The following is a 12,666-nucleotide window of genomic DNA, read 5'->3' on the forward strand; positions in this document are numbered from 1 at the left end:
GCTCTCAAATATGACCGACGTCTCCGATCCTTCGCCAAGGCTTCGGCCTGCCGGTTCGAAGCGGTGCTGTAACCGTCCCTGAAGTTCGGGCCATCGCCCGGAAATGGTTCGGGCGAACCGTCCAAGGAGACGAGAAATGCCCGCAATTGGATATGTCACCCGCGAAGGCCGCAGCTTCAAGGGTCAGCTTCGCACCCTTTCGATCCGCGCAGAAATCGAGATCGCGCCCAACCCCCGCAAGACGTCCGACACTCATCCGGATTTCCGGGTCACCTCCAACGGCATCGAGGTCGGTGCAGGCTGGCTTCGCCGTAGCGAAGCGTCCGGCAACGACTACGTGTCGCTGACCCTTGCCGCTCCTGAGTTCGGACCCCGTCGCCTCTATGCGAACCTCGGCCGGGCTGCCGGCAAGGACGACGAGGACAGCTTTGCGATCATCTGGAATCCCGCCGACTGACTGCTCATCCCCGCGCCGGAGACGGCGCGGGGATTTCTTCCGCTCAAGAACAATGCGGGTGTTGTTCTCTTCCCGAACTCGTCTAGAATCAGGTGATTATGAAGACCGATCTGGAACATCTGCCTGACAGGAAGCGCCGCGACCTTTCGCATGCGATGAAGATCATCTTCACCGAATTCGACGATGTTCTCGCGCTTGCGACCCAGGGCTGGAAGAAGCAGGGCCGGATCCTGAAAGTGATCCTCTACGGATCCTATGCACGCGGTGATTGGGTCGACGACAACATCAATGGCTACAAGTCGGATTACGATTTACTCGTTGTCGTCAGCGACGAAAGACTTGCCGACGAAATCGAATACTGGGGCAAAGCCAAGGACACGCTCATGCGTGAGCATGCCATGTTCGAGCGTCTGTCGGCCCCTGCAAATCTCGTCGTCCATTCGCTGGACGACGTGAACTATCAGCTCTCGCGCGGCCGTCCATTCTTCGTCGACATGATGCGCGACGGCATCGTTCTTTACGAGCTTGGCGCCACTCCGTTTCAGACGCCGAAGCTGCTCGATCCCGAGGAAATTCGTACGGAGGCACAGCACCACTTCGACCAGTGGTTCAAGAGCGCGAGTGGGTTCTTGAAGCTTGCAAAAACGGCGATTGCAGATGGCCTGACCAACCACGCGGCCTTCATGCTGCACCAAGCTACCGAGCACTTCTATCACACCGTTTTGCTGGTGCAGACGCTCTACAGCCCGCGCTCGCACAACCTCAATTTCCTGCGCGGTCGCGCCGAGGATATCGCGCGCGATCTGATCCCGATCTGGCCGCGCGATGCCAAGTTCACGCGGCGCTGTTTTGAGCTTCTGCACCAGGCCTACATCAAGGCTCGTTACTCGCCTCATTACACGATCCGCGACATCGAACTGGAATGGATCGTCGAGCGCGTCGAATTGCTGCAGGCCGAAGTGCAGGCGCTGGCCGAGAAGCGCATCTCCAACATCTGAGGCAAATTCCGGCCGTTGGTCAGGCATTTTGCGGCCGAGTTTCGGAAACTCTTGGGCGTGATCCGCGCGCATCATTGCCGCGCAATCGGGGAGGGGGTCGAATACCGCCACCCCCCGTTTTCGACCCTGCCGCAAATGCTTTTTTCCGTACAGATGAGGTGTCCATGCGGCGACATAGGGTCGTCTGCAGTCAGGGAGGCACCCCGACATGGACAAGTCTCACGACATCGAAAGGGCCCAGCGGGCCAAGCATGGTTCGCCCTACCTGAACCCGGTTCAGGCCGCCGATTATCTGAAACTCACGCCGCGAGTTTTGCGCCGGATGCGGCAGTCCGGGAAAGGTCCCAACTACCGTCGACACGGCAAGTACCTGCAATATCACATCGATGACCTGGACATCTGGAGCGAGGAAAACCTCGGCCGGAAGGTGGGCCGATGAGCGCCCTCAGGACCTCGCGCGGCGACGCGCCGCTGCACGCCTGGGGCGCAGCCTTGCGCAAAGCCCGGATGCATCGGAAGCGCATCCGGCGCGCAGCGATTTCGATAGGCATTCTGGTCAGCGCGGTGAGCTGGACCATCAGTTTTCAGCCAGCGCCTCGCCTGGTCTGGAACGCCAGTGCGAGCGCGCCGATCGGACTCTATTCCGTCTCCCCCGGGACGGTGGTTTCGACCGGCGACATGGTCATTGCCAGACTGCCTGAACCATGGCGCGCGTTCGCGGCGAGCCGTCGGTATCTGCCTTCCAACGTCCCGCTGGTGAAGCGGGTTGCGGCTGGCCCGGGAGATCAGGTTTGCGCGATCGGACCGCGCATATTCGTGGAGGGCATTCCCGTTGCGATTCGCCGTCAATTGGATGGCCGTGGCCGGTTAATGCCGCGATGGGAGGGATGCCGGCTCCTGCGGGGTGGGCAGTTCTTCCTGCTGATGGAAGGCTCACCCGACTCGTTCGACGGGCGTTATTTCGATGTCACTGCCGCCTCGGAAATTGTTGGTCCGGCGAGGCTTTTATGGGCGCGGTGAAGGGGCTTCTCGTAGCCATCGCGATGGTCGTGACGCCGACCGCCACTGCCGATGAAGTCGCGCGCTGGGATCCGCTCATTGCCGAGGCGTCGCAGCGTTTCGGCGTGCCCACCAGCTGGATTGCGCGGGTCATGCATGCGGAGAGCCGAGGGCGCACGCAGATCGATGGGCGACCGATCCGCAGTCTCAAAGGCGCTATGGGGCTCATGCAACTGATGCCGGGAACTTGGAGCGAAGTACGCGCACAGCTCGGTCTCGGCGACAATCCTGACGATCCTCGCGACAACATCCTGGCCGGTACGTTCTACCTGCGTCAGCTTTACGATCGCTACGGCTATCCAGGGCTTTTCGCAGCCTACAACGCGGGGCCGGGGCGCTACGAAAAGTATCTCTCTGGCACGCCGCTGCCGGCCGAGACACTCGGCTATCTTGCTGCGGTCGGAAGCGGCAGGGTCAAGCGTGAGGCGATTGCCGCTCCTCCTCTGTTCGTCGCCCGGCCGGACGGCGTGGCGCCGGAATTGGCCCCTGCGGATGGAAGAGCAGAGGGTGTCGATCCGTTGTTCGCGGTTCGTCACGATGCGCACTGAGAGCTGGCGCCCAGACGAGAGGTTTAATGCTCGTCTGAGAATTCCAAGTGTGACGGGCGCCGACCGGTCTATCAAGGTCCGCGGGTACCCCCCAATTTGCTGCGCAAATCGGTTCCCCCCACGTCCGCTTCGCGGCGCAGGGCTGAAGCCCTGCGGCCATGACAGACCGCCCGTCGCCCGTCTTCGAGGGGCCGTTCTCATCGTCGGGAACGGTCACTTGAGGAGCTTCACATGCAGATCGATCGCACCATCGCCGGCACGCATAGCGGCGTCTTTGCAAGTCTCGTTCACGGGCTCGAGATCGAGTTCGGAGAGGGCGCAGGCCAGGCGCTTGCGCAACGGTTTATCGAGGCTGAGGAAAGCGACTTCCTCTGGGATGCACGCGTCTCGGAGCGCTGGCTCGGAGGCTACGAATGCCTTGATGCCGACGAAGGAGTTGAGCTGGATCGGGTCGCTGTCATCGGTCGGCTGGGGTGCCGTTGGTTCGCTGCCACGGTCATTGTCAATGGCGATGGCGAGGCGGTTGGGCTCATTGCGCGCCGCGACTTTGCGAGGCGCAGAGCCGCAGAACAGGCCTATGCCCGGGCGCACTGACGCGGGGCCATGCTTGGGGGCGGCGTCGGTACGGCGCTGCCCCCTGGATTTCGAGGATTGACGGGCGGTTGGAGGGTGAAGGGCGCGGAGAACAAGATAGAAGCATTGCCTCGCGGCCCTGCAGTTTCCGGGTCTGCACAATATGTTACCGCGAGCCTCTCCCTTCATTCGCGAGCCTTTTGCGAGGCCCTCTTTTTGATGGGGGACGCTGATGTCGGACGATGAGGATTTCGAGCCTTGGCTCGGTCGGCAGGGAAGGGCGGGGCGAAGCAGGCCCCGGCGCTATGCGGCGCGCATTGCTGTAGGGGCAGGACTGAACGTGAGGCGTCTTCCAGGGCAGTCCGGCCGGTTCGATGGTAGTCGGATCGGACGGGGTGCGTCGGTCGGGCGTCTGCTGTCCACGCGCAAGGACCTTGCAGGTCTGCGTGGTCGGCACGTTATCGTGAAAACGCGCTTGGCGAAGCTTGGCGGCAAGGGCTTCGCCGCAGCGCGCGCACATCTCCATTACATCCAGCGTGATGGCGTCACTCGGGAGGGCAGGGCCGGCGTCCTTTACGGGCCCGGCGAGGACCGGGTTTCGGGCGAGGATTTTCTCGCGGGCAGCAAGGACGATCGCCACCAGTTCCGCTTCATCGTCTCGGCCGAAGATGGGGACCGTTATGGTGATCTCAAGCCCTATGTCCGAGGCCTGATGAAGCAGGTGGAACAGGACCTTGGAACCACGCTCGATTGGGTTGCTGTCGACCACTTCAATACTGGCCATCCGCATAGCCACATCGTGCTGCGCGGCATCGACGAGCAGGGCAAGGATCTGGTGATCGCGCGCGAGTACATCTCGCACGGCCTTCGCGAGCGCGCAGCCGAGATCATGACCCGCGATCTGGGGCCGCGAACCGATCTCGAAATCGAAGAGCGGCTTCGGCACGACGTCGCCCAGGAAAGGCTGACGGTCATCGATCGGCGACTGCTTGCGCGGATGGGGCCCGATCGGATCGTCGCACCGCAGCGGGAGGACGGATTGTTCCAGTCGCTCGAGACGGGACGCCTACGTGTCCTCGGCAAGTTGGGGTTGGCGGAGGAGGTCGGCGAGGGTTCCTGGCGGCTGTCGGACGGGATGGAAGACAGACTCAAGGGCCTGGGTGAACGCGGTGATATCATCCGGCTCATGCAACGTGAATTGACGCGGGCACGGATCGACCGGCGGGATCATCAAATCCACACGCCTGCCTCAGGTCCGTTGATCGGAAGGGTGGTGCAGCGGGGGCTCTCCGACGAGCATCGGGATCGCCATTACCTGCTGGTCGATGGCACGGACGGGCGATCGCACTATGTCGAAATCGGCAATGCCACATCGGTCGAGCCGTTTCCGGCTGGAGCAACCGTCAGGGTGACGGCGAGACCGGCGCGGGTGCGGGATATGGACCGCACCATTTTTGCGGTGTCCCAGTCCAACGAAGGGCGTTATTCGTCGGCTCTTCATCGCGCTCAAGATCCATCAGTTTCGGCCGAGTACGCCGACGGCCACTTGCGCCGTCTCGAGGCGATGCGCCGGTCTGGTATCGAGTTGACGCGTGAGGTCGATGGAACCTGGTCGATAGGACCGGATCATCTCGCTCGCGTTGAGCAGTACGAGGCGCGGCAGCATCGGGCCCGTCCTGTGGATGTCGAGGTCCTGGCTTTCGGCGGACCAGAGCGCCTGGCCTCCGTCGAGGGCGCATCGTGGCTGGATCGGGAATTGGCCGGTTCTGCGGGCAGGGACATGCGCGCTTCCGGGTTCGGGCGCGAGGTTCGCGAGGCTTTGAACGCGCGGCGGCAATGGCTGGTCGAACAGGGGCTGGTGGAAGAGGAGTCGGTGCAGGGAAAACGGGGGCGTATCGATCGCGGCGTGCTGGCGGTGTTGCAGCGGCGCGAGCTACTTCGCATTTCGGAAGGTCTCGCCGTCGAACTCGGAAAGGGGTTTGTGGAAGCGAAGCCCGGGCAAAGGGTCGAGGGCAAGCTGACCCGGCGGATCGATGCCATTTCCGGGCGCTTCGCTCTCATCGAGAAGAGCTGGGAATTCACGCTCGTCCCTTGGCGTCCTGTCATGGAAAAGCAAGTCGGGAAGCAGGCCAGCGGCATCATGCGTGAGAGCGGCAGCAATTGGGAGTTTGGTCGAGGCCGGTCGGGACCGGGAATATCATGAGGGTTACCGGCACACTGAAGCTCGGCTTAAATCAGCTGCTTGCGAGCCCATGCCAATTGGGCGCGGGGCGGCAGTTGCTCCTTCGGCTCGTACAAAACGCAACGCCTGCAATAACAATCAGACCCCGCCGGCGAACCGATCCAGCTTGAGGTGGGCGAACTACGCTTGAACGTTGCCCTTCCTCTCATCATCGCGATGCATTTACTGCCGCGAAGCGTAGCTCCCGGCGCTCCGGATCAGCCACAACCAGTCTAACGGTCACCTTTTGCCCGGCGCGCGCGTTTTCGCTGTCGACCCTGGCTAGCACCGGAAGATCACGCAACTGAATGCGTGCACCTTTCTCGTCCAACTGCGTCACCGTGGCTTCGAAGATTTCACCCTCGTGGCCCATCAGAAGAGAGGCTTCGGCCAGATCGATGATTGCCCTCTCGACCGCGCCTTGGCGCGCATCGGCAGTGTTCATGATTGCCGGGAGCTGCTCGAATGCGCGCATGCAGCCCGGGCTCACGCTCCGGCCGCTCGCCAGATCGAGCGTTGCTTCCAGTACATAGCGATCCGCAAGCCGCCGCATGGGTGCGGTCGCGTGTGTGTAGGTAGCCCCCAACGCCGCGTGCCAAGGGATATGCCCTGGGGTGAACTGGACATACTGCGCGCGGCCGGTCAATCGTCGCACCGCCAGCTGAAAGCATGCGCCCGCTCGCGACGTATCATCGATCGATCGCTCGAACTGCGCCAGGGACATAGCAGCCGGCCAAGCCAGTCCGAGTGCCTTGGCGGTGTTCCGCAGACTGCATACAGCGTGCTCGTCAGGTTGTGGCATCTCGCGAAAGAGGCCCGTGCCGGCATTCAGAAGGGTCTCTGCTATCGCCATGTTCGCCGCCAGTGAGAGGCGGGAATTTGCCTTCTCCGAAGCAAGCCACGGCCGGAAGGTCAAACTGAGTCGCCCATGTTCATCGCGCTCTACAGTCTGTTCGGGAGGATCGACCCGGGTAGCAGCGCGAGCATCTTCGCCTCTGCACATGCGCTCGGAAAAGTCGGAAAGGTGGGGAATGTCGTCTACCCCTGTTGTCTCATAACCGAACTTGTGGCGGCTTTGCACAATCGCGCGCGTCATGCCATCGAGCATGACGGTGCCCTCGGGGCTGCACCGTATGCTTGCCACGATGGCGGGCCGTGCGCCGCCGGGCAGCAGGCTAGCGGCACCTTCGCTAAGCATCGAAGGGTAAAGGCGCGCCTTGCCGTCGGGCAAGTAGAGCGTAACGCCTCTCTTCCACGCTTCGACCTCGAGTGCACCGCCATCGGGCACGAACCAGCCGATGTCGGCAAGCGCGTAGTGCAGGACAAGATCGGCGCCCGCCGGTTCGATCAGGAACGCCTGGTCCAGATCGGTCGAGGAGGAGGGGTCGAGCGTGACGAATGCGCGCTCGGTCCAGTCCGCGTGTTCCGTGGGCTGTCGATGTCGCGTTCGGTCAGCCTCTGCAACCACTGGCGCCGTAAAATCACGCGGTACCGCGTACTGCGCGCGGATGGCTGCGAGCCCCTTAACAAGGACGCGCTCAGGATCAGCAAGCACTTTCACGGTGAGAACTTAGGACGGCCGTGCGAAAATGGGAAGCAAGTCATCAGTAGCGGTCGGCCCCAAGGCAAAGCGACAGTGTGAGAAAAGCGACTTGCCGACTGGGGTGCTGTAGACGGGTAGCAAACGCTCTTACCATCGATTCAACTCAAGACATTTCCCTCTAATTGCCGGAATGAAGGCTTCTGACGAAATCGGACAGATTGCAGCCTTTTAAGATTTTAACCTGGAACCGGCCATTCGGATTTCGCCGAAAGTCAAAATACCGCGTCTCATTTGCGCCCTCTGAAGCGGCGCATCGTTCACGAGGCCGTGAGCGGCGGTAAATGGCCGACTTTGGGACATACGCGACAGTCAGCTGCAGGACGAGAAATCGAGGTAAGCTGACATTCACGGCCCTTTGAAAGCCTACAGCCGGAGGGCGGCAAGGCGCCCCAAGGCGGCCATAGCGGCGAGTTCGAGCCGACCGCCGTTACCGACGGTCCGCTATTTCGCATTCTCGGAGCCGCTGTTGTTCTTGCACGCCGTAGCCTGGAATTTTGTGCTCCGTCGGCTTTGAAGCAACATCGGCTCGATAGCGAGGCGCTAAGGCCGGAAGGCGTGATGCCCGCTTTGCTCCTAATAAGTGGCTATTCACGAAGCTGCCGTCAACTCAGGTCTCTTGGGCCTCTTCTGTTGGCGGAAGGCCGTTAATGACTGGCCAGCGCGAGTACTACGTTCTTGACGATTGAATTATCAGGCGTTTGAGGCCATCAAGTCACGTCTATTGGGGGGCGGCATGGTTTTAGCAACAGATCTGGTCAGCAAGCCTTTACGTGAGAAGGGAGCGACTGGAGGTCGATACGATTTTCAGACCATGTGGGGACTGGCGTTGCTATTCCAGCAGCACGGGACCAATGATGACTATGCGATCGTCTTCGAGTTTCACGATGATGTCGCATTGCTCGATAGCGCAACCAATCCCACAAATGTCCGCTTCTATCAGGTCAAATCCAAGGACACCAACGGCGGCTGGACGCTGACCGCGCTGCTCAAGCGAGAGAAAGTCAAGACTGAAGAAGGTACGAAAGAGAAGCCCTCTTTCGTCGACAAAATGTTCGACAATGTCGACAAGTTTTCGAACGCGGTCCTTTCTGCTGATTTTGTTTCGAACCAGCTTTGCGGGTTCAACGCTGGCAAGACTTCCTTTCGCCTGAGTGCATGTGAGCCTGGTCATTTCAAGAAAATCGTCGGGTCGATCCAAGAGGCTTATCCCAGTGCGACCGAGGCACAGATCGGACTGCTCGGATTTCAACGCACCGATCTCAGTCTCGGGGACGTGGCCTCCCACACAAAGGGCAAGCTTCAGACCTTCATCGCGGAACAGCTTGGTACAGTCTGGTTCAGTCCCGAGGCCGTCTATCAGGCGATCGCCGACGAATGTCGCAGGAAGGCAAATTTCTCTGGCGAAACCACCTCTCTCCAGCAGGTTATCAAGGAAAAGGGGCTGACCAAGGCCAATGTTCAGGAATGGTTGGATGCCATCCAGAGCAACAGCCGGTCCCCGGATTGGGGAACGATCGCGCCAAGCCTAACATATCCCTTCGCAGATCAGCTTCGCATCAGCCAGGAATATGCGGTTTATCGTGCTGCCGCGCTGAACTCGGCTGACCGCGCGGTTCAGCGCATCCGCATGAGGATCGCAGAAGCGCTGCCGACCGTCATCGAGGACGCAACGCTCAGTCTCGTCGATATGGTCGAGAAGCTCTACCTTCATGCCGAAGAGGTAGGGAAGAAGTACCTTTCACCATTTAGTCCCTTAAGACTGAAGGCGATGATAATATATGAAATATACGCTCATCATTAAAACCGAACAATACAAGCGATTAGTTAGAAGTCTCAGAAAGAAGTCTTATGAAAAACTTGAAGTTGCGAAGGCTTCTTCTCCTCTCTCGCCTCGAGGGGAAGGCGAGGCAGGAGAATTTTGACGAAAGCACGACGGTTGTGTTCGGTGAGAACGACACCGGGAAATCGCATCTCATCAAGTCCATCTATGGTGCCTTTGGGGCAGACGCCTCGGTCGCGAACGAGAAGTGGACCAAGGCATCCGTCGCCACGATGCTCGAATTTTCCTTGGACGGCGCAATCCACTCGATCCTTCGCTTCGACAATCAGTTCGCCTTGTTCGATGCTGCGGGTGATCTCCTCTGGACCGGAACCTCGCTGGTGAAGGAGGTCGGCCCGAAGGTCGCCGAACTACTCGACTTCACCATTCAACTGACCACCAAATCTAACGATCTCGTGGTTCCGCCGCCGCAATTCTGCTTCCTCCCATTTTACCAGGACCAAGACCGGGGCTGGGATGACAGCTGGAGCTCGTTCAAGAGTCTCGCTATGATTCCCAATTTCAAGAAGAGCATCCTCGATTATCACACTGGGATACGTCCTAGGGAATACTACAGCGCTCAAGCGCAACGCGCGGATGCGCAGCGCGAGCAGAACGAGCTCAAGGCCGAGCGGCGCGCACTCGACCGCGCGAGCGCTCGGCTCCGGAACGGGCGGTCGCCGGTGACGGCAACTTTCTCGCCGGAGTTGTTCGGGGATCAGATCGAACAGTTGCTGGCGGAGCTGAACGAGCTTCGCGCCATCTATGAGGGCGTGAAGTTCAAGATATCTGAACTCCAGTCTCGACGCGCTGTGCTAGTCGAGGAAATCGAGATCGCTCGCACTGCGTTGGCGGAGCTCGATGCGGATGTGAAATTTACCCAGAACCTGTCGGAGGCGCAGGTTATATGCCCCACCTGCAATACCGTGCATGAAAATGATTTTGCCAACCGCTTTAGCCTTATCAGCGATGCGGATGCGTGCAGGGGGTTCCTTGCGAGCGCGCGGCACTCTCTGGTAGAAGTCGAGGCCGATGTGGCACGACAGATGCAGTCGCTACGTTCGTATGACGACCGGATAGGGCGGATCGACGCCCTGCTGGAGGAAAAGCGGGGCGAAGTGAGGCTCCGCGACATGCTCAACGACGAGAGTGAGCGCATCGTCGACGCCACAATCGCGGCCGAGCGCGCCGTGATCGACGGGGGTATCGTTGAATGGCAGTCCAAGGAGGACGAGGCCCTCAAGCTGATGAAGGCGCATAGCAGCGCCAAGCGCAAGGCAGAGATCACAGCCTTCTACACCAAGAAGCTCAGCGCCTTCGCTGTAGAGCTCGGCGTGACGTTCGGAGCCGCTGCTAAGAAAAACATCTCGCCCAAGATAAACGAGACCGGCAGCTACGGCGCGAGAGCTATTCTGGCCTATCATTTCGCCTTGCTACATACGATCCGCGAGTTCACGACGTCCTGCCTGTGTCCGATCATCTTGGATACTCCGCTTCAGCAGGACCAGGACGATACGAATGCCGCCGCGATCATCGGTTTTGCACTCAAGAACAGGCCGCGCGACATGCAACTGGTCCTTGGCACTGTCTCGCTACATGGCGCCGAGTATGGCGGGCACGTCATCAACCCGCAGGTGAAAGAGTCGCTGCTTCAGAGCGACCAGTTCGACACGGCCAACGCCTATATGCGCCCCTTCATCAACAAGATGCTTGGACAAGACCAGGGAGAGCTTATCTAACCGTCGGTTTTCGACTCTGACGGCACCGCTCAAGGCAGGCAATTAGGGGCTGCTTTTATAGTGCCTTCCCTCTAAATCTGACATTCGCCTATCGGCCAGTCGTGGGCATCCCGATTGGGAAAGCGGACAGGCCGCGACTGGGAACGAAAAATCGGATCCTGGGCGACTAGGAAGGGTTGGTTTTGCCGAGCGCCAAATGCCACGTCAGGGACAAACGTGCCATTCGCGAACATGCGGGTGACGGGCAAGACACGCTCGAAGCGGACGTTCGCGGATCCAAGGCAATTGGCCTTGGAACGATCAATCTAGCCGTTTTCTGCCCGACAGCTTTTTGCCCGGAATATGGGGACAGCTGCCATTCCGATGCCACGCGAAGTTGAGCTTGATCTCTTCCGCCGTGGTTGTGGGACCACACTGGCAGAAAATGACGGAACATCGGCATTTGAGCCATCCAGGTTTAAGCCCATGACGGTAGCCACATTCACTCAGAACGGCTCTATCATGTATCTCAACCGCAGCGTTCGCGCCTCCATGACTTTCTTCTCCGCAGCAAGCCTGCTTGTCGGTTGCGGTTCAATGGCAGCGAGCGCTCCCAAACAGAATCGTGCCGCCTCGCAAACAGTAGACGAGCACATCACGCCCTATCAGGCGCGCTTTGGCCGCACGCGGCCTGTCATCGCCATCGTCGGAGAGAACAGCGGAACCGAACTGACAGACTACGTCATTCCCTACGGAATTCTGCGCGAAGCCGATGTCGGAGAGGTTCTCGCGGTTGCGACCAAGCCCGAGCCGATGACGATGCGACCTGCGCTGCGCCTTCAGCCGCAGGCCTCCGCGGCCGACTTCGACGGGCGATATCCGGAGGGGGCAGACTATGTGGTAGTCCCGGCGGTATCTCGGCGCGATGACCCTGCCTTGCTTGCCTGGATCCGGGAGCAGGCAGCGAAAGGCGCTACGCTGGTGAGCATCTGCGACGGCGCACTCGTGGTTGCTGGCAGCGGTGTGATGGACGGCCATCGCGCCACCGCACATTGGGCAACGGCAGGCTATCGCCGCAAGCAATATCCCAAAATTCACTGGATCGATAACCGCCGCTATGTCGCGGATGGAACGGTAGTTTCCAGCGCGGGGATCAGTGCCGCCATACCCACGTCGCTGGCACTGGTGGAGGCGATTGCGGGGCATGAGCGCGCCGCCTCGATAGCAGCGGAGATCGGCGCATCCGACTGGAGCCCGATCCATGATAGTCGGCGTTTCCATCCCAAACTTGGCCGTAATTTGTCGGCTTTTGCCGCGACGGAATATTTCAATCGCTGGCTCCACAAGCCGGAGGCCTTTGGGTTTCCGGTAACCACAGGCGTAGACGAGGTCGCTTTGGCGTTTGCGGCTGACGCTTATAGCCGGACCGGCCGAGGGCGGGCTTACGCGATCGGTGCCGGGAAGGCGTCCGTGCAGACGCTTCACGGGCTGACCGTTCTGCTGGATGATCCCGCCGAGATCCACGTCAAGCGCACCGTGACCGTTCCCGCCGGTAAGCCTGCGCTCGCCCTGGACAACGTACTGGCCGATATCGCCCGGTCTTACGGCAGGCAGACGGCCTATGGCGTAGCACTCGGATTCGAGTATCCCGACTTCCATGATTGACGCTG

11 protein-coding genes are annotated in these 12,666 nt (G+C 60.3%); 10 read left to right on the forward strand and 1 reads right to left on the reverse strand.

Going from position 1 to position 12,666, the window contains the following annotated elements; all coding sequences use genetic code 11:
• Positions 1 to 136 precede the first annotated feature (136 nt).
• The 7 genes from WBP06_RS03455 (at position 137) to rlxS (ending at position 5,838) form a co-directional block, all read left to right on the forward strand.
• Positions 137 to 457: a DUF736 domain-containing protein gene (locus WBP06_RS03455; protein WP_395331879.1), complete on the forward strand. Its 321-nt coding sequence runs from the start codon at positions 137 to 139 to the stop codon at positions 455 to 457.
• Between the two features lie 98 nt (positions 458 to 555).
• Positions 556 to 1,455: a HEPN domain-containing protein gene (locus WBP06_RS03460; RefSeq protein WP_395331881.1), complete on the forward strand. Its 900-nt coding sequence runs from the start codon at positions 556 to 558 to the stop codon at positions 1,453 to 1,455.
• Between the two features lie 208 nt (positions 1,456 to 1,663).
• Complete coding sequence (locus WBP06_RS03465; RefSeq protein ID WP_324698925.1) at positions 1,664 to 1,894, forward strand: helix-turn-helix domain-containing protein; 231 nt, start codon at positions 1,664 to 1,666, stop codon at positions 1,892 to 1,894.
• Positions 1,891 to 2,475 (forward strand): S26 family signal peptidase, encoded by a 585-nt coding sequence (locus tag WBP06_RS03470; RefSeq protein ID WP_395331883.1) that lies wholly within the window; start codon positions 1,891 to 1,893, stop codon positions 2,473 to 2,475. The genes WBP06_RS03465 and WBP06_RS03470 overlap by 4 nt, the downstream gene beginning before the upstream one ends.
• A complete protein-coding gene (locus WBP06_RS03475; protein ID WP_395331885.1) occupies positions 2,463 to 3,062 on the forward strand; it encodes a lytic transglycosylase domain-containing protein in 600 nt (199 codons plus the stop codon). Before WBP06_RS03470 ends, WBP06_RS03475 begins: the two co-directional genes overlap by 13 nt.
• A gap of 231 nt (positions 3,063 to 3,293) precedes the next feature.
• Positions 3,294 to 3,656 (forward strand): hypothetical protein, encoded by a 363-nt coding sequence (locus WBP06_RS03480; protein WP_395331887.1) that lies wholly within the window; start codon positions 3,294 to 3,296, stop codon positions 3,654 to 3,656.
• Positions 3,657 to 3,867: 211 nt separating this feature from the next.
• Positions 3,868 to 5,838 carry a relaxase/mobilization nuclease RlxS gene (gene rlxS, locus WBP06_RS03485; RefSeq protein WP_395331889.1) on the forward strand — a complete coding sequence of 657 codons (1,971 nt, stop codon included), beginning with the start codon at positions 3,868 to 3,870 and terminating at the stop codon, positions 5,836 to 5,838.
• 187 nt (positions 5,839 to 6,025) lie between these two features.
• On the opposite strand, the gene WBP06_RS03490 is transcribed toward rlxS, so the two are convergent.
• Positions 6,026 to 7,417, reverse strand: a complete 1,392-nt coding sequence (locus tag WBP06_RS03490) for an RNB domain-containing ribonuclease (protein WP_395331891.1) — start codon at positions 7,415 to 7,417, stop codon at positions 6,026 to 6,028.
• 775 nt (positions 7,418 to 8,192) lie between these two features.
• On the opposite strand from WBP06_RS03490, the gene WBP06_RS03495 reads away from it, so the two are divergent.
• The 3 genes from WBP06_RS03495 to WBP06_RS03505 all read left to right on the forward strand — a co-directional run bounded on the left by WBP06_RS03495 (position 8,193) and on the right by WBP06_RS03505 (position 12,661).
• Positions 8,193 to 9,260, forward strand: a complete 1,068-nt coding sequence (locus tag WBP06_RS03495) for a dsDNA nuclease domain-containing protein (protein ID WP_395331893.1) — start codon at positions 8,193 to 8,195, stop codon at positions 9,258 to 9,260.
• 47 nt (positions 9,261 to 9,307) lie between these two features.
• Positions 9,308 to 11,017 carry a hypothetical protein gene (locus tag WBP06_RS03500; RefSeq protein ID WP_395331895.1) on the forward strand — a complete coding sequence of 570 codons (1,710 nt, stop codon included), beginning with the start codon at positions 9,308 to 9,310 and terminating at the stop codon, positions 11,015 to 11,017.
• Between the two features lie 363 nt (positions 11,018 to 11,380).
• Positions 11,381 to 12,661, forward strand: coding sequence for a DJ-1/PfpI family protein (locus WBP06_RS03505; protein ID WP_395331897.1), 1,281 nt, complete (start codon positions 11,381 to 11,383; stop codon positions 12,659 to 12,661).
• Positions 12,662 to 12,666 lie beyond the last annotated feature (5 nt).

The sequence above is a fragment of the Novosphingobium mississippiense genome (genome assembly GCF_044029535.1).
Taxonomy (GTDB): Bacteria; Pseudomonadota; Alphaproteobacteria; order Sphingomonadales; family Sphingomonadaceae; genus Novosphingobium.